Annotated in this window: 24 protein-coding genes; 11 read left to right on the top strand and 13 right to left on the bottom strand. The window is 60.9% G+C overall.

The window, feature by feature from the left end; genetic code table 11:
- Window positions 1-65: 65 nt before the first annotated feature.
- The 3 genes from NIBR502773_RS12815 (at window position 66) to fdhA (ending at window position 2,902) form a co-directional block, all read left to right on the top strand.
- Window positions 66-698 carry a sarcosine oxidase subunit gamma gene (locus tag NIBR502773_RS12815; RefSeq protein WP_027605977.1) on the top strand — a complete coding sequence of 211 codons (633 nt, stop codon included), beginning with the start codon at window positions 66-68 and terminating at the stop codon, window positions 696-698.
- Between the two features lie 10 nt (window positions 699-708).
- Complete coding sequence (purU, locus tag NIBR502773_RS12810) at window positions 709-1,566, top strand: formyltetrahydrofolate deformylase (RefSeq protein ID WP_065925438.1); 858 nt, start codon at window positions 709-711, stop codon at window positions 1,564-1,566.
- Window positions 1,567-1,702: 136 nt separating this feature from the next.
- Window positions 1,703-2,902: a formaldehyde dehydrogenase, glutathione-independent gene (fdhA, locus tag NIBR502773_RS12805; RefSeq protein WP_005792122.1), complete on the top strand. Its 1,200-nt coding sequence runs from the start codon at window positions 1,703-1,705 to the stop codon at window positions 2,900-2,902.
- Window positions 2,903-2,948: 46 nt separating this feature from the next.
- Here fdhA and NIBR502773_RS12800 read toward each other — a convergent pair whose 3' ends face one another.
- The 3 genes from NIBR502773_RS12800 to NIBR502773_RS31305 all read right to left on the bottom strand — a co-directional run bounded on the left by NIBR502773_RS12800 (window position 2,949) and on the right by NIBR502773_RS31305 (window position 4,598).
- Window positions 2,949-3,302, bottom strand: coding sequence for a hypothetical protein (locus NIBR502773_RS12800; RefSeq protein WP_141156175.1), 354 nt, complete (start codon window positions 3,300-3,302; stop codon window positions 2,949-2,951).
- The gene (locus NIBR502773_RS12795) at window positions 3,303-4,277 is read right to left on the bottom strand and encodes a hypothetical protein (protein WP_141156174.1); all 975 of its coding nucleotides are present in this window, start codon (window positions 4,275-4,277) and stop codon (window positions 3,303-3,305) included.
- 117 nt (window positions 4,278-4,394) lie between these two features.
- Window positions 4,395-4,598: a hypothetical protein gene (locus NIBR502773_RS31305; protein ID WP_373682392.1), complete on the bottom strand. Its 204-nt coding sequence runs from the start codon at window positions 4,596-4,598 to the stop codon at window positions 4,395-4,397.
- Window positions 4,599-4,768: 170 nt separating this feature from the next.
- Between NIBR502773_RS31305 and NIBR502773_RS12785 the strand changes: the two genes are divergently transcribed.
- Window positions 4,769-5,341, top strand: coding sequence for a DUF2780 domain-containing protein (locus tag NIBR502773_RS12785; protein WP_115485644.1), 573 nt, complete (start codon window positions 4,769-4,771; stop codon window positions 5,339-5,341).
- Here NIBR502773_RS12785 and NIBR502773_RS12780 read toward each other — a convergent pair.
- On the bottom strand, window positions 5,338-6,225 hold the full coding sequence (locus NIBR502773_RS12780) for an acyltransferase (RefSeq protein ID WP_115485645.1): 888 nt from the start codon (window positions 6,223-6,225) through the stop codon (window positions 5,338-5,340). The two genes, NIBR502773_RS12785 and NIBR502773_RS12780, sit on opposite strands and share 4 nt — an antisense overlap.
- A gap of 173 nt (window positions 6,226-6,398) precedes the next feature.
- On the opposite strand from NIBR502773_RS12780, the gene NIBR502773_RS12775 reads away from it, so the two are divergent.
- From NIBR502773_RS12775 to creD, 4 genes are read left to right on the top strand one after another with little or no spacing between them, the layout of a single operon-like run.
- A complete protein-coding gene (locus NIBR502773_RS12775; protein WP_027605972.1) occupies window positions 6,399-6,899 on the top strand; it encodes an ATP-dependent zinc protease in 501 nt (166 codons plus the stop codon).
- A 9-nt stretch (window positions 6,900-6,908) separates the two neighbouring features.
- Window positions 6,909-7,577: a two-component system response regulator CreB gene (gene creB, locus NIBR502773_RS12770; protein ID WP_141156172.1), complete on the top strand. Its 669-nt coding sequence runs from the start codon at window positions 6,909-6,911 to the stop codon at window positions 7,575-7,577.
- On the top strand, window positions 7,577-9,016 hold the full coding sequence (gene creC / locus NIBR502773_RS12765) for a two-component system sensor histidine kinase CreC (RefSeq protein ID WP_141156171.1): 1,440 nt from the start codon (window positions 7,577-7,579) through the stop codon (window positions 9,014-9,016). Before creB ends, creC begins: the two co-directional genes overlap by 1 nt.
- Before the next feature lie 51 nt (window positions 9,017-9,067).
- Complete coding sequence (creD, locus tag NIBR502773_RS12760) at window positions 9,068-10,441, top strand: cell envelope integrity protein CreD (protein WP_065925432.1); 1,374 nt, start codon at window positions 9,068-9,070, stop codon at window positions 10,439-10,441.
- A gap of 186 nt (window positions 10,442-10,627) precedes the next feature.
- Here creD and NIBR502773_RS12755 read toward each other — a convergent pair whose 3' ends face one another.
- From NIBR502773_RS12755 to NIBR502773_RS12720, 8 genes are all read right to left on the bottom strand, one after another.
- Window positions 10,628-11,257 carry a glutathione S-transferase family protein gene (locus tag NIBR502773_RS12755; RefSeq protein ID WP_115485647.1) on the bottom strand — a complete coding sequence of 210 codons (630 nt, stop codon included), beginning with the start codon at window positions 11,255-11,257 and terminating at the stop codon, window positions 10,628-10,630.
- 174 nt (window positions 11,258-11,431) lie between these two features.
- On the bottom strand, window positions 11,432-11,614 hold the full coding sequence (locus tag NIBR502773_RS12750; RefSeq protein WP_092355556.1) for a hypothetical protein: 183 nt from the start codon (window positions 11,612-11,614) through the stop codon (window positions 11,432-11,434).
- On the bottom strand, window positions 11,611-12,714 hold the full coding sequence (locus tag NIBR502773_RS12745) for a PepSY domain-containing protein (RefSeq protein WP_141156170.1): 1,104 nt from the start codon (window positions 12,712-12,714) through the stop codon (window positions 11,611-11,613). Before NIBR502773_RS12745 ends, NIBR502773_RS12750 begins: the two co-directional genes overlap by 4 nt.
- A 62-nt stretch (window positions 12,715-12,776) precedes the next feature.
- Entirely contained in the window at window positions 12,777-15,209 is a 2,433-nt protein-coding gene (locus NIBR502773_RS12740) for a TonB-dependent siderophore receptor (protein WP_027605965.1), read from the bottom strand.
- Window positions 15,210-15,296: 87 nt separating this feature from the next.
- A complete protein-coding gene (locus NIBR502773_RS12735; protein WP_141156169.1) occupies window positions 15,297-16,277 on the bottom strand; it encodes a FecR domain-containing protein in 981 nt (326 codons plus the stop codon).
- Window positions 16,274-16,792 (bottom strand): RNA polymerase sigma factor, encoded by a 519-nt coding sequence (locus NIBR502773_RS12730; protein WP_027605963.1) that lies wholly within the window; start codon window positions 16,790-16,792, stop codon window positions 16,274-16,276. The genes NIBR502773_RS12735 and NIBR502773_RS12730 overlap by 4 nt, the downstream gene beginning before the upstream one ends.
- A 100-nt stretch (window positions 16,793-16,892) precedes the next feature.
- Window positions 16,893-17,600 (bottom strand): PolC-type DNA polymerase III, encoded by a 708-nt coding sequence (locus tag NIBR502773_RS12725; RefSeq protein WP_141156168.1) that lies wholly within the window; start codon window positions 17,598-17,600, stop codon window positions 16,893-16,895.
- Window positions 17,597-19,519, bottom strand: a complete 1,923-nt coding sequence (locus NIBR502773_RS12720) for a putative nucleotidyltransferase substrate binding domain-containing protein (RefSeq protein ID WP_177414145.1) — start codon at window positions 19,517-19,519, stop codon at window positions 17,597-17,599. Before NIBR502773_RS12720 ends, NIBR502773_RS12725 begins: the two co-directional genes overlap by 4 nt.
- A gap of 246 nt (window positions 19,520-19,765) precedes the next feature.
- Between NIBR502773_RS12720 and NIBR502773_RS12715 the strand changes: the two genes are divergently transcribed.
- The 3 genes from NIBR502773_RS12715 to NIBR502773_RS12705 all read left to right on the top strand — a co-directional run bounded on the left by NIBR502773_RS12715 (window position 19,766) and on the right by NIBR502773_RS12705 (window position 21,474).
- Window positions 19,766-20,212 (top strand): response regulator, encoded by a 447-nt coding sequence (locus NIBR502773_RS12715; protein ID WP_027605960.1) that lies wholly within the window; start codon window positions 19,766-19,768, stop codon window positions 20,210-20,212.
- Window positions 20,213-20,342: 130 nt separating this feature from the next.
- Entirely contained in the window at window positions 20,343-20,735 is a 393-nt protein-coding gene (locus NIBR502773_RS12710; protein ID WP_141156166.1) for a hypothetical protein, read from the top strand.
- 343 nt (window positions 20,736-21,078) lie between these two features.
- Entirely contained in the window at window positions 21,079-21,474 is a 396-nt protein-coding gene (locus NIBR502773_RS12705; protein ID WP_141156165.1) for a hypothetical protein, read from the top strand.
- A gap of 58 nt (window positions 21,475-21,532) precedes the next feature.
- Here the strand turns inward: NIBR502773_RS12705 and NIBR502773_RS12700 are convergent, their stop codons facing one another.
- Entirely contained in the window at window positions 21,533-23,710 is a 2,178-nt protein-coding gene (locus tag NIBR502773_RS12700; RefSeq protein ID WP_141156164.1) for a malate synthase G, read from the bottom strand.
- Window positions 23,711-23,937: the final 227 nt, after the last annotated feature.

Raw genomic sequence — 23,937 nt, 5'->3', positions numbered from 1 at the left:
CTGCATCGGGGGCTTGCCCCCGATGAGGCCAGAACAGTCACCCCAGAATTCAAGACAGGTGCTTTATGACAGCAGCCAATGTTTACCAACAACGCCCCACCTCCGGTGCCAAGGCCGAGTCGTCGCTGCACCATGCCGACCTCGCCAGCCTGGTCGGCAAGGGCCGCAAGAACGCCGGCGTGACCGTACGCGAAAAGAAATTGCTTGGTCATCTCACGATCCGTGGCGACGGCCATGACGCGGCCTTCGCCGCTGGCGTGCACAAGGCCCTGGGCATCGAACTGCCCGGCGCCCTGCAGGTCATCGTCAAAGGCGAAACCAGCCTGCAATGGCTCGGCCCGGATGAGTGGTTGCTGATCGTGCCAGGCGGTGAGGAATTCGCCGCCGAACAAAACCTGCGCGCCGCCCTGGGTGACCTGCATATCCAGGTCGTCAACGTCAGCGGCGGCCAGCAGATCCTCGAACTCAGCGGCCCGAATGTGCGCGATGTGCTGATGAAGTCCACCAGCTACGACGTGCACCCCAACAACTTCCCGGTGGGCAAGGCGGTGGGCACGGTGTTCGCCAAGTCGCAACTGGTGATCCGCCACACCGCCGAAGACACCTGGGAACTGGTGATTCGTCGCAGCTTCTCGGATTACTGGTGGTTGTGGTTGCAGGATGCCTCGGCCGAATTTGGCCTGAGCGTTCAAGCCTGAGGAATGACCCATGAGCCGCGCACCCGATACATGGATTTTGACCGCCGACTGCCCCAGCGTGCTCGGCACGGTGGACGCGGTTACCCGCTATCTGTTCGAGCAGGGCTGCTACGTCACCGAGCACCATTCGTTCGATGACCGCCTCTCGGGCCGGTTTTTTATTCGCGTGGAATTCCGTCAGCCGGATGGCTTCGACGAGCAGGCGTTTCGCGATGGCCTGGCCTCGCGGGGTGAAGCCTTTGGCATGATCTTCGAGCTGACAGCGCCGAACTACCGGCCAAAAGTGGTGATCATGGTCTCCAAGGCCGATCACTGCCTCAACGACCTGCTGTACCGCCAGCGTATCGGGCAACTGTCGATGGACGTGGTCGCGGTGGTGTCTAACCATCCCGATCTCAAACCTTTGGCCGACTGGCATCAAATTCCCTACTACCATTTCCCCCTCGACCCTAACGACAAACCGTCCCAGGAGCGTCAGGTGTGGCAAGTGGTGGAAGAGACCGGCGCCGAACTGGTGATCCTTGCGCGCTACATGCAAGTGCTGTCGCCGGAGCTGTGCCGCAAGCTGGACGGCAAGGCCATCAATATCCACCACTCGTTGCTGCCGGGGTTCAAGGGCGCCAAGCCGTATCACCAGGCCTACAACAAGGGCGTGAAACTGGTGGGGGCCACGGCGCATTACATCAACAACGACCTGGACGAAGGCCCGATCATCGCCCAGGGCGTGGAAGTGGTGGATCACAGTCACTATCCCGAGGATTTGATTGCCAAGGGGCGGGACATCGAAGGGCTGACATTGGCTCGGGCGGTGGGGTATCACATTGAGCGGCGGGTGTTCTTGAATGCCAATAGGACTGTGGTGCTCTGACTGCCGCCATCGGGAGTAAGCCCCCGATGAGGCCCTGACAAACAACACAAGCAACAGCATCTGTACCCGAGCACTCAACGCGCTGCCCACCCAAAAGGGCAACGCAGTTCCATAAAAACAACAGCGAGGTGAAAGCATGTCTGGTAATCGTGGCGTCGTGTATCTCGGCAACGGCAAGGTCGAAGTACAGAAAATCGACTATCCCAAAATGCAGGACCCCCGTGGCAGGAAGATTGAGCACGGCGTCATCCTGCGCGTGGTCTCCACCAACATCTGCGGCTCCGACCAACACATGGTGCGCGGCCGCACCACTGCCCAGACCGGCCTGGTGCTCGGTCACGAGATCACCGGTGAAGTGATCGAGAAGGGCAGCGACGTCGAAAACCTGAAGATCGGCGACCTGGTTTCCGTACCCTTCAACGTCGCCTGCGGGCGCTGCCGCTCGTGCAAAGAGCAACACACCGGCGTGTGCCTGACCGTCAACCCGGCGCGTGCCGGTGGTGCCTACGGCTACGTCGACATGGGCGATTGGACCGGCGGCCAGGCCGAGTACGTGCTGGTGCCGTACGCCGACTTCAACCTGCTGAAACTGCCGGACCGTGACAAGGCCATGGAGAAAATCCGTGACCTGACCTGCCTCTCCGACATTCTCCCCACCGGCTACCACGGCGCCGTCACTGCCGGCGTTGGCCCTGGCAGCACCGTGTACATCGCCGGTGCCGGTCCGGTCGGCCTGGCGGCTGCCGCGTCTGCACGCCTGCTGGGTGCCGCGGTGGTGATCATCGGCGACGTCAACTCCATCCGCCTGGCCCACGCCAAGGCCCAGGGTTTTGAAATCGTTGACCTGTCCACCGATACGCCGTTGCATGAACAGATCGCCGCGCTGCTCGGCGAGCCGGAAGTGGACTGCGCCGTCGACTGCGTGGGCTTTGAAGCACGCGGTCATGGCCACGACGGCGTCAAGGCCGAAGCCCCGGCCACGGTGCTCAACTCACTGATGGGCGTGGTGCGCGTGGCGGGCAAGATCGGTATCCCAGGCCTGTACGTCACCGAAGATCCGGGTGCCGTGGATGCCGCCGCAAAAATGGGCAGCCTGAGCATTCGCTTCGGCCTGGGCTGGGCCAAATCCCACAGCTTCCACACTGGGCAAACGCCGGTGATGAAGTACAACCGCCAACTGATGCAGGCGATCATGTGGGACCGTATCAACATTGCCGAGATCGTCGGTGTGCAGGTGATCAGCCTGGATGACGCACCACGTGGGTATGGCGAGTTCGATGCGGGCGTGCCGAAGAAGTTTGTGATTGATCCGCATAAGTTGTTCAGCGCGGCGTAGGTGATAGATAAGGGCGACCCAGAAGGTCGCCCTTGTTCTATCGGTCTTATATAAGAAACCAGCTAATGGTCATTCCGACAGCTGAGAGGTACGCGGTCACTGTAGGGATGACCATCCAGTACTTTAGGTTTCGAGGTATTTTTTCTACATCCTCAGCAAGCACCATCCCGCGCCACTGAATCACTTTTGGGATAAGAATGACCATGCCCATGGCGTATACGCGCTGGGGCCTTCCTTCAAAGGGGGCATTACGAAAAGTGTGCCTGCATCCGACTATAAAACTGCTGTATTGCATATAGCGCTCAGCGGCATCGAGTTTTTTGAACATGACAGAAAAAACGATCGGGAAGCTGAGTAGCATGAGCGCAAGTGAGCATATGCCAATAATTTCAAAGTCCATTTAATCCCTCGTAGACTTATAGAGAAAATTGCCTGCGTTTTCCCCCAAGTCGCTTCCAAACTTGCCAAGAGCGAGTCCACCCGCAGCACCTCCGACGATGGCGCATGCCAAAGCTCCCGCCCCAGCTGTGGGTATACCAAATGCAATCATGCAGACGCCGGTGCCGATATGAGCTCCAAGTATCCCGCCCGCTGACGCGCCGCCAACACTACCCACCAGCTTAGAGCCTTCAACATACTTAGTCCGCGTACATTCTTGCTCACGTCCTGTGGAACACGCCTCAGTTATTTCCAATGCCGTTGACCCAACATCCAACGCAATACCGATGTAAGTCCCTTTCTTCAATATTTCTGCGGCCTTGGCTACTCGCTTGACCGTCTCTTCGTACCCACGAATCTCCCCATGATGCCAATAACTCTTACTGGAAATCCCCAGCATCTTTTTAATCGAGCCTTCGTTTTTCAGGCCCGTCCCCAACCGTGCCAAGCCGGAAAGTTGACCATCCAGCCTTGCAAACAATGCCCTGCGCTTAACCAGAAACTCATTCCTCGCACCCATGCTACCGATTCTCAGGTACTGCTTATGCAACTCGTCGATTTCCTTGAGCGTCTGTTCGATCTGCGTCAGGTGCTTGCTCCAGGCACTGCTCACGCTGCCGATCCCCAGGGAGGCATGTGACATGATGGCCTGCAATTGATCGTAGTTTTTGATCAAAAAATGATCGGTGGCGGAGTGGGCCAACAGCGCATGTTTGATGTTGGCGGCCGATTGCATCAAGCGAGCTTCTTCCGCCGTGCACGACGCTGTTCGGCTGTCTCCGATAATGACCAATTGCCCAGGCAGTACGACGGTGTTGCGAATGTGCTGGTTGAGGATGTCGAACTTGGTTTGGGTCGTTGGATTGAGAGAAAGGCCCAGTTTAAGCAGTGGATAAGGCTGTGGCCGTTCATTGATAAATGCATAGGCTCCCTGCATCGCGTACACCTCCAAGACTGTGGCGCACGACTATATGAAGGCGCCACAGGGGGGTAAGAAGCGGGCTGGGATGTTGGGAGTGTTTCGGAAATGGACTACATGAGTCCAGGCGAAGGCCTACTCCCGCAAGCGCCTGCTGATCACATCCAGCAAGTCGCACCCATTGCGCAACGGGATGGCGCAGAGCAGGGCGAAGTCCTGGAGAACGATGTCGTCGGTGTCCAGGCCTTCGCGAAAGGCCAGGTTTCCATGACTTGGGTTTCGGGGCTGCTTCGCAACCCAGCGCGGGCGGTGTGACGATTCGAAAAGCCCGCTCACCATAGGGAGATTTGTCAGGATCTGAAAGTTGCGTAGATACCCATGGCTATCGGGCAAGCCCCCTCCCACAGGGTTTGTGGGGGCTGGGCATCAGCGGTTGGCCAGGCCCGGAACAACCGACGGGATACCCAGTCCAACGCCTGCGTTCACCCCGACATCCAGAGGTTGCTCCAATGAAGATTTCACGCGGTTTCGCCCTTTCCTGCCTGATGAGCCTGGCCGCCACCCCGGTGTTTGCCGCAGGGTTCAGCCTTGGCGATGCGGCCAATGCCATCGCGGGCATGCAAGGGGGCAACAACAAGGCCGCAGCTGCCGCACCGTCGTCTGAAACCGCTGGCCTCCTCAGCGCCCTGACCTCACAACTGAACATCACCCCCGAGCAGGCCGTCGGCGGTACCGGTGCCATGCTGGGCCTGGCCAAGAACAAACTGAGCGGCAACGACTATTCGCAACTGGGCAACAGCGTGCCGGGCCTCGACCAACTCTCGGGTAACAATGCATTGGGCAGCCTCGGGGCCTTGAGCGGGATGCTCGGCCAGGCCGGCGGCAGCAAGACCAGCGGCCTGGATGGCTTGCTGGGTAATGTGAAGAACACCAATGACCTGAACACCGCGTTCAGCGCACTGGGCATGGACAGTGGGATGGTCAGCCAGTTTGCCCCGGTGATCCTGCAATACCTGGGCGGGCAGGGTGCCAACAGCTCGCTGCTGGGTAAGCTGGCCCAGGCCTGGGGCACCGGTAGCTAAATACGCTCCGCGCGCAGTTGTTCGATGCGCGCATCCTTCTGCGTCCAGAGCTGGTTGACCCAGTTCTGGACGGTCTGGCGAAACGCCGGATCATTCTCGTAATCCCCCTGCCACAACGCCGGGTCCAGCTCACGGGTCTGGATGTCGATGATCACCTTGGGCACCGCGCCGCTGATCAACTCCCAGAACCCCGGAATCTTTTGCTGCGGATACACCACGGTCACATCGAGCACGGCGTCCAGCTGTTCGCCCATTGCCGCCAGCACAAACGCCACGCCGCCCGCCTTGGGCTTGAGCAGACGTGTGAACGGCGAAGCCTGCTGCTTGCGCTTGGCCTCGCTGAACCGCGTGCCTTCGAGGTAATTGACCACGGTCACCGGCTGGCGCTTGAACAGCTCGCACGCCTCCTTGGTGATCTTTAAATCCTGCCCTGCCAGCTCCGGGTGTTTGGCCAGGAACGCCTTGGTGTAGCGCTTCATGAACGGGTAATCCAGGGCCCACCAGGCCAGGCCCAGGAAGGGCACCCAGATCAGTTCTTTTTTCAGGAAGAATTTGAAGAACGGTGTGCGGCGGTTGAGGGCCTGGATCAGCGCCGGGATGTCCACCCAGGATTGGTGGTTGCTGATCACCAGGTAGCTGGTGTCGCCGCGCAGCTCATCACCGCCACGAATGTCCCATTGGGTGGGGATGCACAAGGCGAAAATAAGCTTGTCGATCTCGGCCCAGGTCTCGGCGATCCACATCACCGCCCATGAGGCGTAGTCCCGATAACGACCGGGTGCCACCAGTTTGAGCAGGGCAAACACCAGCAGCGGCCCGATCAGGACCAGGGTGTTGAGCAACAGCAGCAGTGAAACCAAACAGCCGGTGAGCAGGCGGCGCATAAGTAACTCTTGGAATCGTGTGGGCGGGCCATCATAAGCAAGCTGAGTCTAGAGGCCAAATCGCAAATGGCTGTACGAATGTTTCACAATGTGCCGGTTATGGTGGGCGTGACTAACTAAGTGCCGTCTTTGCGGTCTAGAATCCGCCTACTTCTTTCCGAGGAAATCACTTCGTGAAACTGCTTCTTGCCTCCCTCGCGTTGGTTGCCCTGCCTGTCATGGCCGCCGAGCCGACCCTTTACGGTCGCTATGAATACATCCAGTTGCCGGAGATCGGCGAAACCTTCAAGGCCAAGATGGACACCGGCGCGCTGACGGCCTCGCTGTCGGCCCGTGACATCGAGACCTTCACCCGTGACGGTGACGACTGGGTGCGCTTCCGCCTCGGCGGCAAGGACGCCACCAATAAGGTCTACGAGCACAAGGTCTCGCGCATCAGCAAGATCAAGAGCCGCGCCGATGAAGACGACGACAAGGACGAAGCCACCGTGGCCAAACGCCCGGTGATCGACCTGGAAATGTGCCTGGGCAACGTCAAGCGTACCGTCGAGGTCAACCTCACCGACCGCAGCAGCTTCAATTACCCGTTGCTGATCGGCGCCAAGGCCTTGCGTGAATTTGGCGCAGCAGTAAACCCGGCCCGTCGCTACACTGCCGACAAACCGGACTGCTGATTTGAACCCATGCCCCACATCCTGATTGTCGAAGACGAAGCGGCGATAGCCGACACGCTGATATTCGCCCTGCAAGGCGAGGGCTTTACCACCACCTGGCTGAGCCTCGGCCAGGAGGCATTGGCCCATCAGCGCCAGACCCCCGCCGACCTGATCATCCTCGACATCGGCCTGCCGGACATCAGCGGTTTTGAAACCTGCAAGCAATTGCGCCGTTTCAGCGAAGTGCCGGTGATGTTCCTCAGCGCCCGGGATGGTGAGATCGACCGCGTGGTCGGGCTGGAGATCGGCGCCGACGATTACGTGGTCAAGCCGTTCAGCCCACGGGAAGTGGCGGCGCGGGTGCGGGCGATCCTCAAGCGCGTCGGCCCCGGTGTGGCGCCGGCGCTGTTCCAGGTCGATCTGGAGCGCATGCAAATCAGCTATCGCGGCCAACCCCTGAGCCTGACCCGGCATGAATTCCGCCTGCTGCAAAGCCTGCTGGAGCAACCCGAGCGGGTGTTCAGCCGCGAGCAGTTGCTGGACGCGGTGGGCGTGGCGGCCGATGCCGGTTACGAGCGCAATATCGACAGCCACATCAAGAGCCTGCGCAGCAAGTTACGCAGCGTGGCCGCCGATGCCGAGCCGATCCAGACCCATCGCGGCCTGGGCTACAGCTACAGCCCGGGCAACAGCTGATGCGGCTGGGGCTGCGGATTTTCCTGGTGTATGCGCTGTTTATCGGCCTCACCGGTTACTTCGTGCTCAGCACGGTGATGAAGGAAATCCGTCCCGGCGTGCGCCAGTCCACCGAAGAAACCCTGGTGGACACCGCCAACCTGCTGGCCGAAATCCTGCGCGAAGACGTGAAGAACGGCACCCTCGGCCAGAGCCACTGGCCCGAATTGCTCAAGGCCTATGGCAACCGCCAGCCCGGCGCGACCATCTGGGGCCTGGCGAAAAACCAGGTCAACCACCGTATCTACGTGACCGACGCCAAGGGCACCGTATTGCTCGACTCCACGGGCGAAGCCGTGGGCCAGGACTACTCGAAGTGGAACGACGTCTACCTGACCCTGCGTGGCGAATACGGCGCGCGCTCCACCCGCAGCGCAGCGGATGACCCCACCTCATCGGTGATGCACGTCGGCGCGCCGATCCGCGATAACGGGCAGATCATCGGCGTGGTCACCGTGGCCAAGCCCAACAGCTCGTTGCAGCCGTATGTCGACCGCACTGAGCGCCGCCTGCTGTGGTACGGCGCGGGCCTGGTTATCCTCGGCCTGTTGCTCGGCGCGCTGTTGTCGTGGTGGCTGAGCGTTGCACTGCGTCGCCTGACCGCTTACGCCGAAGCCGTCAGTGAAGGCCGAAGGGCGGAGCTGCCGCATTATCGCGGCGGCGAGCTGAAGCAGCTGTCCACCGCCGTCGAGCACATGCGCACGCAACTGGAGGGCAAGGCCTACGTCGAACATTACGTGCACACCCTGACCCATGAATTGAAAAGCCCGCTGGCCGCGATTCGCGGCGCGGCCGAGCTGTTGCAGGGAGATATGAGCCGCGAACAGCAGCAGCGCTTCGTCGGCAATATCGACAGCGAAAGCGCGCGCCTGCAGCAGTTGATCGAACGCCTGCTGAACCTGGCGCAGGTGGAGCAGCGCCAGGGGTTGGAGGCGCAGGCGAGTATCCCGCTGGCGGCCTTGGTCGACGACGTACTCAATGCCCAATGTGCGCGAATCGAAGGCGCCGGGCTGCACGTCGAGCAAGGGATTGCGGCGGATGTGAGGGTGTTTGGCGAGCCCTTCCTGTTGCGTCAGGCACTGGGCAACTTGCTCGACAACGCGCTGGACTTCACACCGCCCGGTGGCGTGTTGAGATTCAGCGCACAGACGCTGCACAACGACGTGCAGGTGAGCCTGTTCAACCAGGCCGCACCGATCCCCGACTACGCCCTGCCGCGCCTCAGCGAGCGTTTCTATTCCTTGCCGCGTCCCGGCAGCGGGCGCAAGAGCACCGGCCTGGGCCTCAACTTTGTCGAGGAAGTCATGAAGCTGCACGGCGGCACCTTGCAGATCGGTAATGTGCCGGGCGGTGTGCACGTGGTGCTGCATCTCCACACAGTCTCCACATTGCCCACATAAATCCCCCACACAGGCTGCCCAGACTCTCCCCATCAAAACAGGGAGAGACCCATGAACCGCAGCCTGCTTTTCAAACTTGGCGCGATTGCGCTGCTGATCCTGCTGTTGCTGATTCCATTGCTGATGATCAACGGCATCATCAGTGACCGCCAGCAACTGCGCGACGGCGTCCTGATGGACATCGCGCGCAGTTCCAGCTACGCCCAGCGCCTCACCGGGCCGGTGATGGTGGTGCCGTATCGCAAGACCGTGCGCGAGTGGAAGCTCAATGAAAAGCTCAACAAGCGCTACGAGGTCACCCGTGAAGAGCGGGGTCGCCTGTATTTCCTGCCGGACCGTTTTGAGCTGGACGGCAAGGTGCAGACCGAACTGCGCGCACGGGGGATTTACCAGGCGCGGCTGTTCCATGCCGATAACCGAATCAGTGGGCGTTTCGAGCTGCCTGCGCAGTTGGGCATCACCGAAGACTTTGCCGATTACCGCTTCGAACCGGCGTTTCTGGCGGTGGGGATCAGCGATATTCGCGGCATCGAAAATGCGTTGAAGCTGGAGCTGGGCAGCCAGCGCCTGGAGTTCGAACCGGGCTCCCAAGTGGACTGGCTGGGGGAGGGCGTGCATGTGGCATTGCCAGAGCAGGACAGCAAAAAACCGGCTGTAGTGGACTTCGCCTTTGATCTGCGCCTGCAAGGCACCGAGCAACTGCAAGTGGTGCCGGTGGGCAAGACCAGTCAGGTGTCCCTGGCCTCCAACTGGCCGCACCCGAGTTTTATCGGCAACTTCCTGCCGGCCCAGCGCGAAGTGACTGACAACGGCTTCACGGCCAACTGGCAGACCTCATTCTTTTCCACCAACCTCGAACAGGCCCTGCAAACCTGCCTGGACGGCCAGGGCTGCAACGACTTCAACAACCGCAGCTTCGGCGTGAACTTCATCGACCCGGTGGACCAGTACCTCAAGAGCGACCGCGCGATCAAATACGCGCTGCTGTTCATCGCCCTGACCTTTGCCGGTTTCTTCCTGTTCGAAGTGCTCAAGAGCCTGGCGGTGCACCCCGTCCAGTACGCATTGGTGGGTGTTGCCTTGGCGTTCTTCTACCTGCTGTTGTTGTCGTTGTCCGAGCACTTGGGCTTTGCCTTGGCTTACCTGATTTCGGCGAGTGCCTGCGTGCTGTTGATCGGGTTCTACGTGTGCCACGTGCTGCGCAGCGTTGCCCATGGCCTGGGGTTTTCGGCGGGGTTGGCGGCGCTGTATGGCTTGCTGTACGGGCTGTTGAGTGCCGAGGACTACGCACTGCTGATGGGCTCGCTGCTGCTGTTCGGGCTGCTGGGGACGGTGATGGTGCTGACGCGTAAGCTGGATTGGTACGGCGTGGGCAAGCGCAAGGCGGCCGAGCCGCTGCAGTTCGACCTGGAGGCGGTGCAATGATCGGGTTGCGTGAGGATCAGCAAGTGGGGGCGCAGTTAGCCGCAAGGATCGTTACATTCCTCAATACCACCACTGTCCAATGTGGGAGTGGGCTCGCCCGCGATAGCGGTGGTTCAGAAACAGCTGTGCTGAATGACATACCGCGATCGCGGGCAAGCCCGCTCCCACATTGGGTCGGTGTGAACGTCACACGGGCGGCTGGGTCTCCAGCATCGAAGGCCGCTGGCTGACCTCGGCGTACCAGGCGGCCAGCTTGGGGTTGTCCGAGCGCCAATGCATGTCCGGATGGCGGAAGTCGAGGTAACCCAGGGCGCAGGCTACGCTGATCGAGGCGATATCGAAGTGGCTGGCCAGCTCGGCGATGGCGTCCTGTTCCAGCTCGGCGAGGGCGCGGTGGATCTTGTTGCGCTGTTCGTCGAGCCACGGCGCCCAGTGTTTTTCCACCGGGCGCAGGGCGGTCTCGTAACGCACCAGCACGGCGGCATCCATGATGCCGTCGGCCATCGAGGCCAGGGTCAGGCGCCGCCAGCGGGCCGAGCCATCGCGGGGGATCAGCGGGTTGCCGACGTGCTGGTGGTCGAAGTAATCGAGGATCACCCGGCTGTCGTGCAGCACGCTGCCGTCGGCCAGGCGCAGGGCCGGGATCTTGCCCACGGGGTTGCCTTGCACCAGCTGCGCATCCGGGTTGACCGGGGTCGGCATGCAACCGTGCAGGGCGACGCGGTCCTGCTGGCCGGTCTCGGCCAGCAGCACGCGGACTTTACGCACGAACGGTGACGCGGGGTTGTGGAACAAGGTCATGCTGGGAGCGGACATGGGCGAACCTCACAATGGACTGTGGCTAGCCTAGAGGGTTGCGCGGTGGCTGGCGAGGGGGAGTGCGGGTGTTTTTGAGGGCCTCATCGGGGGCAAGCCCCCTCCCACATGTGTCCCGCGTTCGTCATAACCACGCGGTCAACTGTGGGAGGGAGCTTGCCCCCGATAGCGCCCTCAGCCACGCCGCTTGAACAACGCCCAAATGCCAATGGCGGCCGGTATGCCCAACCCCACCCAACTCAACGAATCCCACAGCCCATCCCCCAGCAACGCCGCAAACAACCCGGCTGCGCTGAGCAGGCCAATCCCCAGGGGAATGCCAAATACCTTCCAGAAACTCGATTGCCTTGGCTTCATGCCTTGCCCGCCTTGCGCCGCACGATCCACAAGTAAATCCCGCTCACCAGCACGATGATGGTCAGCACATCCAGCGCTGCCCATAGGATCTTCATCGGCATGCCGCCGTAGTCGCCGAAGTGCAGTGGCTGCGACATGCCCATGGCGTCCATGTACCACGGCCGTTCGGCGATGGCGGTGACGGCCAGGGTGCTGGCGTCGATCAGGACCGGCGTGAGCAGATGCGAGGTCAGGTGTGTGCTGCCCTTCATGAACACCGCGTAATGGTGCTCGCTGGAAAAGCGTGTGCCGGGGAAGGCGATAAAGTCCGGCTGCATGCCGGGCGCGGCCTTGGCGGCGATGCTCAGCAGCTCGCTCGCGGGGGCGCGTTGGGTCAGGGGCGGGGCGTTTTTGTAGGGTTCGATCATCGCGCTGAGGCTGTCGGTGCGCCAGGCGGCGATGATCAAATCGGCACAGGCGCTGATCACGCCGGTCACGCCCACCACCAGCGCCCAGGTCAGGGTGACCACGCCGATCAGGTTATGCAGGTCGAGCCAGCGCAGGCGCGTGGACTTGTCCTGGCGCACGGTGGCGAACTTCAAGCGGCGCATGAACGGCAGGTACAGCACCGTGCCCGAGACAATCGCGAGCACAAACAGAATGCCCATGAACGCCAGCAGCAGCTTGCCCGGCAGGCCGGCGAACATATCCACATGCAGGCGCAGCAGGAACAGGGTGAACCCGCCATTGGCCGACGGCATCTCGACCGCCTCACCGGTACGCGCGTCAAGCATGAAGGTGTGGGATGAGTTGGGCTCGGTCCCCGCTGTGGCGGCCATGATCGCGATCACACCGTTCTTGTCGTCTTCATCCCACGCCAGGTATTGCATGGCCTCGCCCGGGCGATGGGCCTGGGCCTTGCTCACCAGTTGCTCGAGGTTGAGTTGTGGCGTATCGGCAGGCATCTGCGCCAGCTCGGGCTCGTTGCCCAACAGGTGGTCGATCTCGTGGTGAAACACCAGCGGCAGGCCGGTGAGGGCGAGCAGCAGCAGGAACACCGTGCAGATCAGGCTGGTCCAGGTGTGGATGAAGGACCAGCGGCGGATGGTTTTGCTTTTCATGTTCTAGCCTTCAGACACGCCAAAGCCGCCCACAAGGGCGGCCCGATGGTTAACTCAGCCGATTACCACTGGTAGGTGGCGCTGGCGACGACGCTGCGCTGGTCGCCGAAGTAGCAGTAGTTGCCATCACAGGTCGACAGGTAGTCCTTGTTGAACAGGTTGGTGGCGTTCAACTTGACCGATGCACCCTTAAGGCTGTTGTCCAGGCGGCCCAGGTCGTAATGCACCGCACCGTCAAACACGGTATAGGCGTTGGCCTTTCCCAGCCAGGTGTTGGCCTGGTCGCCATAGGTGTTGCCGGTGTAACGGGCGCCAAAGCCGATGCCGAAACCGTCAAGCACACCGGTGTGCCAGGTGTAGTCGGTCCACAACGAGGCTTGCTGGTTGGGCATAAGTGTCAGGCGGTTGCCTTTGTAGATGCCTTTCTGCACTTCGGATTTTGCCAAGGTATAGGCGGCGATGACCTTGAGGTTCTCGGTCACATCGGACACGGCTTCCAACTCCAGGCCCTTGACTTTCACTTCGCCGGTCTGGCTGTTGATTTGCTGGCCCCCAGCGCCGAGGGTGGTCACCTGCACATTCTTCTGGGTCAGGTCGTAGACCGCTGCACTGAGCAACGTATTGGAGCCGGGCGGCTGATACTTGACCCCCATTTCCCACTGCTTGCCTTCGGTGGGCTTGAACGTCTTGAGCGCGTTTGTATCGGCGTTGCTCGCCGGTTGGAACGACTCGGCGTAGGACAAGTAGGGTACGAAGCCCGAGTCGAATACATAGCTCAGCGCCGCGTTGCCGCTGAAGTGTTTGATGCGGTCAGTGTTGGTCGCATCGCTGTCGTTGAAGTAGGTGGTGCCCTGATGCACCCAATCTTCACGCCCGCCCAGGGTCAGGCGCCACTTATCCAGGGCCATCTGGTCCTGCACGTAGAGACCGGTCTGCACGGTTTTCTGGTTGTAGTCGTAAAAAGGTCGGACATCGGTCGGGCGCAGGGTTGGCTGGGTATTGATCGGGTTGAAAATATTGGTGCCCGAGGCCGTCCCGAATATCGCGCGATAGGAGGTATCGGTGCGCTGGTGGTCCAGGCCGAGCAGCAGGGTGTGGATGACATCGCCAGTGGCAAAGTCTGCCTGGAAGTTGTTATCCACCGCGAACTGGCCGATGTCCTCGTCGACGTTGGTGGTCGAGCGGCTGATATTGCCCGCTGCATCCGCGGGGGAGAACGCGTAGGAACCCACGGTCAGTTGCTGGAACGACAGATCCGACTTGGTATAGCGCAGGTTTTGCTTGAACTGCCAGGTGTCGTTGAAACGATGCTCGAAGGCATAGCCCAGCGCGTAGTAGGTGCGGTCGTAGAACTCGTAGTCCGGGTCGCCCAGGTTCTTGTGGTGGGAGACCTCGCCCAGTGGCGATTTGATCTTGGTGCCCTGGATCGGCATGAACTGGCTGGTGGTCCCGGTATCGTCACGGGTGAACTGCGAGAGCAGGGTCAGCTTGGTGTCGGTATCGATGTTCCAGGTCAGGCTCGGCGCAATGTTGTAGCGCTTGTTGTCGATGTGATCGACCTGGGTGCCGGCATCGCGTACCACGCCGCTGAGGCCATAGAGGAATTGGCCTTCATCATCGATCTTGCCGGTGCTGGCGAAGTTGATCTGGCGGTAGTTGTCGCTGCCGTATTGCACTTGGATGGCGTTGCTCGACTCTGCGCTGGGGCGTCGGCTGACCATGTCCAGCAGGCCGCCCGGTGGGGTCTGGCCGTACACCGACGAGGCCGGGCCACGCAGCAGCGCGAGGCGGTCGAGGTTCCAGGTTTCCGCTTTGGGGTTGGCGTACACACCGCGCGGCAGTGGCAGACCATCGAGGAACTGGGTGGGCTCGAAGCCGCGCACGCGCATCCAGTCGTAGCGGGTGTCGCTGCCATAGCTGGCGGACACGATGCCGGGCATGTATTTGACCGCGTCGTCCAGGTTCTGCACGTTGCGATCCTGCATTTGCTCGCGGGTGGCCACGGAGATCGAACGCGGGGCCTCCACCAGGGCGGTGTCGGTCTTGGTGCCGGCGGCGGTGCGTGTGGCCAGGTAGCCTTGTACCGGGCCCCAGGCACTTTCCTGGTTGCCATCTTGCCCTGTGATGTTAGTCACCGGCAGCGCCATCACCCCCTCCGGAACCGCCACCAGCGTATACGTCCCGGCGCTGCTCTGCTCCAGCTGCAAGCCGGTGCCACGCAAGGCTTCACGCAGTGCGCCCGGTGCATCGAACTGGCCCTGGACCGGGGCCGAGGTCTTGCCCGAGGCCAACGCTGGGTTGAGGGTCAGTGCCAGGCCGGCCTGGCTGGCGATCTGGTTCAGGGTGCTGGCCAATGAAGCGGCCGGCAGGTTGTAGGCGCGCACGCTGGAGGCTTGTTCGGCGGCAATCAGCGCAGTGCTCGCCAGCGGGGCGCTGAGGGCAATGGCCACGGCTAACAGGCTGGGGCGCAACAAGGTGTCTAGCGTGCGGGACATAAGGCGGCTCCTGAATGGAAGTAATTCGCAATTGCCTATGTGCCGAGCGAGATTTCAAAAGTGATAGGGCCGGTGGAAAAATATTTTTTATTTGGCCTCAGGTGTCTTGGCGACAACCCTCACCCACCACGGCGTGTGCTGTTCGATCTGCACTGGCAGGGTGGGCAGCAGCGCGTTGAGCGCCAAAGTGGTGTCGTGCAGCGGGAAGCTGCCGGTGATGTGCAGGTCGGCCACCTTTTCATCCACCCCCAGATGGCCGGTGCGGTAGCGGCTGAGTTCCTGCACCACATCCCCCAGGCGGGCGTTGTCGACCACCAGCATGCCGCGGGTCCAGGCATCGCTGGCGGGGGTGACGGCCAGTGCGGGGCCGAGGCCGTCGCTGCGCATCAGCACTTGCTGGCCTGCCTTGAACACCTGTTCCTGCTGCAGCGCTTCAGGCTGGGCGCCCACCGCCGATTGCAGCACGCTCAGGCGCGTCGCGTCGTCTTCGCGCTTGACGATAAACCGCGTGCCCAGCGCGCGCAGGCTGCCGTCGCGGGTTTGCACATAAAACGGGCGCGCATCGTTGTGGCCGGTTTCGACGAGGATTTCGCCTTCCTGCAACACGATCAGCCGGCGCTTCTCATCGAAGCGCACGTCGATGGCGCTGTGGGTGTTGAGGTTGATCAACGTACCGTCCGCCAGTTTCAGCGTGCGCTGCTCCCCGGTGGCGGTGCGCTGGTCGGCCAGCCAATAGTGGATCGGCACGTAGCGTTCGCCGGCAAACAACGCCAGGCCGCACACCAGCGCAATGCTCGCCAGGCCGCTGCCGAGCTTGCGCACGCGCTGGCGAATGCCTTCGCGCGACTGCAACAACGCCGCCCGCGCCGGGCCCGAGGCCACGCTGAAACGCTGGTCGAGCATGCCCAGTTGACGCCAGGCACGGGCGTGCTCCTCATCGCTGGCCAGCCATTTGCTGAATTCTTCGCGCTCTACCGCGCTGCCATCACCCGAATCGAGGGACAACTGCCAGGCAATGGCCGCATCCAGGACACGGGCCGACACGGGCTTGGAGCTGATCACGTTCACAGCGGTTCGCCATACAGGGCGATGTAGCACTGGCGAATGCCCTGGGCCAGGTACTGGCGCACACGCGGCACCGACACCCCCAGGCGCTGGGCGATTTCAGCGTGGCCCAGGCCGTCGAGGCGGTTATACAGGAAGGCGGCGCGGGCCTTGCTCGACAGTTTGCCGAGCAGGCGGTCGATGGCCTTGAGGTCTTCGAGGATCAGTTGCTGTTCTTCCGGCGATGGGTGTTCGCTTTCCGGGATCAGCATCAGTTCGCTGAGGTAGGCCTGTTCGAGGGCCGCGCGGCGGAAGTAGTCGAACAGCAAGCCCTTGGCGATGGCCACCAGAAACGCCCGTGGCTCGCGGGGCTCGCGCAACTCGTCACGGCCGAGCAGGCGCATGAAGGTGTCCTGGCTCAGGTCTTCGGCACGGCTCGGGCAGGCCACATTGCGCCGCAGCCAGGCCAACAGCCAGCCACGATGGTCGCGATACAACGCACCAACAAGCTCACTGTGTGGGTTCTGGACCGACGACAAGGCATCACCGAATAAACAAGAGGTTTAAACTAACGAGAATTATTCGCGATTGTGTCAGAGGCGCGGGGCGGGTGCAATTGGCGTCCGTCGGGAGATGACATTAAAACGATGGCGCGTGTTTACGCCGTTTCCATTGGCTCAAACGCTCTTGCAGTGCCTGAGGCGTGTCGATCTGCTGCTGACGCGCGCGGCTGAACAGGATCAGCATCAGCTCCGCCGTGGCCAGGGCATCGGCGCTGGCGTGATGACGTTCGCCTACGTGCAGGTTGAAGTGGTTGGTCCAGTCGTCCAGGCCGGCCTCGCGGATATGCGCCTCGGGGCACAACAGCGGGGCGATGTCGGCTACATCGAGAAACGTATGGGCCAGACGGTAACCCAGGCTGTCCTTGAGGGCGCGGCCCAGCATGTGTTGATCGAATGGCGCGTGGAAGGCGAGCAGCGGGCTGTCGCCGACGAACTCCATGAAGTCCAGCAGGGCCTCGGCCGGGTCGCTGCCCGCCGCGATGGCGCTGGGGCCGAGGCCGTGGATCAGCACACTGGGGCTGAGTTTGGTGCCGGCGCGGTGCAGGGTGCGCTCGAAAAGTTGGGAAAAATCCACTGCGCCGTCCTCGATTACCACCGCGCCGATGGACAGCACCTGGTCACGGTTGAGATTCAGGCCGCTGGTCTCCAGGTCCACCACTACCCAGCGTTGGCTGCGCAACGTGCTGTCGCCCAACACTACGGGCCTGGGGAGTTGTTCCAGGCGCCGTTGTTGCGCGGTATCGAGTCTGGGCTTGGCCGTGCGCAGCCAGTCAAACAAGCTCACAGCTGATACCGCAAGGTCAGGCTGCTTTGCAGGCGCTGGGCCTGGCGCAGGGATTCACGCAGGATGCGGCGGTCCAGGTGGTTGAGGCTGTCGGGGTCGACGCGGTTGGAATACGGCAGGTTCTCGCGGGTCTGCAACTGATGCTGCTGCATGCGGGTTTGCTGGATAAAGTGATAGGCCTCTTCATAGGCGGCGCCGTCCAGGGGCTCGATCACTTCCTTGACCACCAGCTGGCGCAGGCGCTCCAGGGTGTTATTGGCGTGGATGCCGTTGGCCAGGGCCAGCAGGCGTGCGCCGTCGACAAAGGGGGTCAGGCCCTGCACCTTGAGGTCGAGGGTGGCCTTTTCCGCGCCTTTGCGGGTCAGCACAAAATCGCGGAAACGCCCTACGGGCGGGCGCTGGCGCAAGGCATTTTCGGCCAGCATGCGTTGGAACAGCCGGTTATCCCCGACCTGGTCGAGAATGCCCTGGCGCAGTTGCTCGCAGCCGCGTTCATCGCCCCACACCACGCGCAGGTCGAAATAGATACTCGAGCCCAGCAGGTTCTCCGGCGTCGCCTCGCGAATAAACGCCGCAAACCGCCGCGCCCATTCCGCCCGCGACAGGCACAACTCGGGGTTGCCGGCCATGATGTTGCCCTTGCACAGGCTGAACCCGCACAGCGCCAGGCTCTGGTTGATCTGCTGTGCCAGGGGCAGCAACCGCTCGCGAATCTCGGCGGCGTCCACCGCGTCCCTGGCTTCGAACAGGATGCCGTTGTCCTGGTCGGTGTACAGCGTCTGCTCGCGCCGGCCTTCGCTGCCGAAACACAGCCAACTGAACGGTACGCCGGGATCGCCTTTTTCGGCCAGGGTCAACTCGATCACCCGGCACACGGTGTGATCGTTGAGCAGGGTAATGATGTGGGTGATCTGGGTAGACGACGCGCCATGGGCGAGCATGCGCTCCACCAGTTGGCCGATCTCGCCGCGCAGCGCCACCAGGTTTTCCACCCGGGGCGCGTTACGGATGGTGCGGGCCAGGTGCACCAGGTCGACCCTTTGCAGGGAAAACAGATCGCGCTCGGACACCACGCCGCACAGGCGCTGGTCCTTGACCAGGCAGACGTGGGCGATATGCCGCTCGGTCATGGCGATGGCCGCGTCGAAGGCGCTGTGGTCCGGCGTTAAAAAGAACGGCGCCTGGGTCATATGGCCTTCAATGCCCTGGCTGAAGTCGCCGGTGCCGTCGGCCACCACCTGGCGCAGGTCGCGCAGGGTGAAAATGCCCAGGGGCGCCTTGTGTTCATCGACGATCACAATGCTGCCCACCTGCTGCTCATGCATCAGCGTTACCGCTTCGCGCAACGGTGTCTGCGGGCTGCAGGTGACCGGATGGCGCATGGCCAATTCGCCCAGGCGGGTATTCAAGGAATATTGGGTGCCGAGGGTTTCCACGGCTTTTTGCTGCACTTGTTGGTTGACCTGGTCGAGCAGGCTGCTGACACCGCGCAGGGCGAAGTCGCGGAACGGGCTGGACAGCGCGAACAGCTTGATAAAGGCCGGCTTGTTCAGTTGCAGGCAGAAGGTGTCTTCAGCGGCCTTGTGTTCGGTGCGGGTGGCGCGCTCACCTAGCAGCGCCGCGAGGGGGAAACACTCGCCGGTGGTGATTTCGAAGGTGGCTTGCGTGGCGTCCGGCCGTTCACCCACGACGCGGCCCTGCTTGACGATGTAGAAGTGTTCCACCGGCCCGCCCGACGGCTTGAGGATGCTCTCGCCGAGGCCGAAGAAGCGCAGTTGGCACTGTTCCACCAGAAACGCCAGGTGCGCGTTTTCCATCTGGTTGAACGGTGGGAAGCGTTGCAGGAACTGCAGGGTGCCGTGGATGTTCTGCAATACAGCAGTTTTTCCCGCCTGGGCGAAGGCATCAGCTTTACTCATAACCATGACCGCAATTTTTTTGTCGTTATCGTCCTGCATGGTCGACTCCTGAGCGGCGGGTGCCCATTGGACGTAAGTCTAGGTCGATGAAAACGCCGCAGAACTAGGGAAAAACCTTACACGACTATCGTCCAAACCCCGTAGAACACCCACTAGGCAAACTTTCCGACGAAGTGCACATTGAACGCCCTTCCGCAGATGTCTGACGAGTGTGCTGGAAGATTGTCGAAAACCGCTGAGAAACGTATGTCCGACCACGATATTTTGAGTGATGCCGAGCGCGAGGCGCTCAGCGCCGTGATGCTGGAGCCTGATCTACCGCCACAACGCGTATTGATTGTTGACGACGACAAGGACGCGCGTGAACTGTTGGCGGAGATCCTGGGCTTGGACGGTATTCGCTGCATGACGGCTGACAGTGGCGAGGCCGCGTGGGATTTATTGAAGTCCAGCAGTTCCATCGGTTTGTTGATCACCGATCTGCGCATGAAACCCAGCAATGGTCTGGAGTTGATCAAGCAAGTGCGCGAATCCACCCGCGCGGCGCTGCCAATCATCATCATGTCGGGGGATGCCGAAGCGCCGGATGTAATTGATGCGATGCATTTGAGCGTGGTGGATTTTTTGCTCAAGCCGATCGATAGCGTCAAGTTGGCGAAGTTGGTCAAGCGGGAGTTGGGGATGGCGCAGTAGACGGCTGACACCGTTGGTCGGGACTGTCAGATTTCACAGTATCGCCGCTTAGTGCACAAAGTGCTCAATCGTTTAGAGGGGGCTGGCTTGGAATCGGGCCCTCTACTAATCAAGCGAACAGGAGTTCACTATGAGTACTGAAAAGCAAGTCGGTGGAAAAATTGAGGCACGTCGCCGTGGCACGGGTTCGTCAGATATCCAGTTTAGGATAAGTGGGCATACTCAAGATTTTAGCGCGAATCACTTATCGGGCTCTCGATTCTATGTTTTTATGACCTCCATTGATGCAGAACTGCGTATTGAATACGGCAAACGCTTGTCGGAGGGACCGAATGTGCTAGCGCATGGAACTTTTGGTGTGGAGTTTCTTAGCCCATCCGGTAATTTTTATGACTCCGTAACAGGCGGTTCAATTACGGTGACTGTTTCAGGTGGCACCTTCGATGGCGAACTGAATAATGTAGATGTGGCGGGGCTTAACGGAACTGTCCGGCTCAGCGGTACTTACGATATTACAATCTAGGGTTGACCCTTTTGCGATTGAAAATAAAAAGCCCTGTTCTATTGATCAGGGCTTTTTATTTTCACAGGTTACTTAAAGACTGTGTTTGGCCGTTAACTCCCGATGCCGACGGTGCAACCCCCTGCTCGGTACAGCCATTCCCTGCTCGAGCCGACCGATAGCGTCAAGTTGGCGAAGCGGAAGCTCGGGATGGCGCAATAGACGAGTATCCGCTCCATTGGTCGGTATACGCTTAGAACTGTCAAATCTGACAGTAGAAAGGGCTGGACTCCAGATGTTTACTTGGCTCGGAAGCGCTGAGAGGTCATTCAGTGTGGCGTCAAGTCGATAACAGGAGTTCACCATGAGTAGCAAAGATAGCAAGGAATGGAAAAAGGTAAAGGGCGCAGCCACGGTCGAGGTTTACCGAGGGGAAAACTTTGCGTTTAAATTCGAAGGCCCGACCGTGTATACAACGCCTATCGGCGTGGGTATAGAAAATGGGCCTGAGTTCTCGGAGCGTTTGTATCTACGTCACCCGATTCTTCTATCCGACGGTCGATATGAGTTTCCTAGTCCGCAGAATGGCCCATTCCTGGGAGCCACTTATATCGATGCAGATGGGCACGAGCACGGTTTGGACCAGGGGCACTTCACTCTAGTTATCAGCGAAGGGAGGACCAAAAAAGACGGCGACTTTAATGTTTCTTCTGAGACGGATGACATTAGCGTCAAAGGTATATTTCGGTTTGCACAATAATAAGCAGCGCATTGAAAAAGCCCTGATCTTTCGACCAGGGCTTTTTAATTCCAGTTAATTACAAGCCATTCCTGGCCTTGAACTCCCTGCGCCGACGGTGCAACACCGGCTCGGTATAGCCATTCGGCTGCTTAGTCCCTTCAATCACCAGTTCCACCGCTGCCTGGAACGCGATATTGCTGTCGAAATCCGGCGCCAGCGGACGGTACAGCGCATCCCCGGCATTCTGACGGTCCACCACCGGTGCCATGCGCTTGAGGCTTTCCATCACTTGAGCTTCGTTGACGATGCCGTGGCGCAGCCAGTTGGCAATGTGCTGGCTGGAGATGCGCAAGGTGGCGCGGTCTTCCATCAGGCCGACGTCGTTGATGTCCGGCACTTTCGAGCAGCCCACGCCCTGGTCGATCCAGCGCACCACATAACCGAGGATGCCCTGGGCGTTGTTGTCCAACTCGTTGCGGATTTCTTCCTCGGACCAATCGGTATTGCTGGCCAGGGGGATGGTGAGGATGTCATCCACCGACGCGCGTTCGCGCTTGGCCAGTTCGGCCTGGCGTGCGAACACGTCGACCTTGTGGTAGTGCAGCGCGTGCAGTGCGGCGGCCGTTGGCGATGGCACCCAGGCGGTGTTGGCGCCGGCCAGTGGGTGGGCGATTTTCTGTTCAAGCATCGCCGCCATCAGGTCGGGCATCGCCCACATGCCTTTACCGATCTGTGCACGGCCTTGCAGGCCGGTGCTCAAACCGATATCGACGTTCCAGTTCTCGTAGGCGCCGATCCATTTTTCCGCCTTCATCGCCGCCTTGCGCACCATCGCGCCGGCTTCCATGGAGGTGTGGATCTCGTCGCCCGTGCGGTCGAGGAAGCCGGTGTTGATAAACACCACGCGCTCGCTGGCGGCCTTGATGCAGGCCTTGAGGTTGACCGTGGTGCGGCGCTCCTCGTCCATGATCCCAACCTTGAGGGTGTTGCGCGGCAGGTTCAGCACGTCTTCGATGCGGCCGAACAGCTCGTTGGTGAACGCGGCTTCTTCCGGGCCGTGCATCTTCGGCTTGACGATGTAGACCGAACCGGTGCGGCTGTTCTTGCGTGTGTTGTTGCCGTTGAGGCTGTGGATCGCCGCCAGGCTGGTGAGCAGGCCGTCAAGGATGCCTTCCGGTACCTCGTTACCGTGTTTGTCGAGGATCGCGTCGATGGTCATCAAGTGGCCAACGTTGCGCACGAACAGCAGCGAACGGCCGTGCAGCGTCACGTCCTGGCCGTCTACGCCGGTGTAGACGCGGTCGGCATTCATGGTGCGGGTGAAGGTCTTGCCGCCCTTGGCCACTTCCTCGGCGAGGTCGCCCTTCATCAGGCCGAGCCAGTTGCGGTAGATCACCACCTTGTCATCGGCATCGACGGCGGCGACGGAGTCTTCGCAGTCCATGATGGTGGTGAGTGCGGCTTCCATCAGCACGTCTTTGACACCGGCGGCATCGGTCTGGCCAACCGGGGTGCTGGCGTCGATCTGGATTTCGAAGTGCAGGCCGTTGTGCTTCAACAGGATCGCGATCGGCTCGGCCGCAGGGCCCTGGAAACCGATCAACTGGGCGTCGTCACGCAGGCCGCTGTTGCTGCCGCCCTTGAGGCTGACGATCAGCTTGCCGTCGACGATCTTGTAGCCGGTGGAGTCGACATGGCTGCCGGCGCTCAGCGGCGCGGCTTCGTCGAGGAAGGCACGGGCGAAGGCGATCACCTTGTCGCCACGCACTTTGTTGTAGCCCTTGCCCTTTTCGGCGCCGTCGGCTTCGCTGATGGCGTCGGTGCCATACAGCGCGTCGTACAGCGAGCCCCAACGCGCATTGGACGCGTTGAGGGCGAAGCGGGCGTTCATCACCGGCACCACCAGCTGCGGGCCGGCCATGCGGGCGATCTCGTCATCGACGTTTTGGGTCGAGGCCTGGAAGTCTGCGGCTTCTGGCAGCAGGTATCCGATGTCTTGCAGGAAGGCTTTGTAGGCCACCGGGTCGTGGGCCTGGCCGGCGTGAGTCTGATGCCAGGTATCGATCCGCGCCTGGAAATCGTCGCGTTTGGCGAGCAGGGCTTTGTTCTTCGGTGCCAGGTCATGGATGACCTTGTCGGCACCGGCCCAGAACTGGTCGGCAGTGATGCCGGTACCGGGAATGGCTTCGTTGTTCACGAAGTCGAACAGGACTTTGGCGACCTGCAGGCCACCGACTTGAACGTGTTCAGTCATTGCTTGCCTCACTCTGCGGAGCTAATGCGCTGTTTCGGATTTTCATTATGTAGTGCACGGGAGGGCATACTACATGATGACTTGCGGTTGTGAAAATTAGACTAAATACGTCGTTTAGCGACCCACTTTGGTCGTACGGTCACAGCGGAGAACCGGATGTTCTCAAAAAACTATTGGATTGTTCCAGATAAATATAAAAATGGTACACGATTTGTTTTCGCGGGCCT

Origin of the sequence: Pseudomonas sp. NIBRBAC000502773 (genome assembly GCF_006517195.1) — a bacterium.
Classification (GTDB): domain Bacteria; phylum Pseudomonadota; class Gammaproteobacteria; order Pseudomonadales; family Pseudomonadaceae; genus Aquipseudomonas; species Aquipseudomonas marginalis.
The sequence above is the reverse complement of the archived record's forward strand: the minus strand, read 5'-3'. Positions and strand labels throughout refer to the sequence as shown.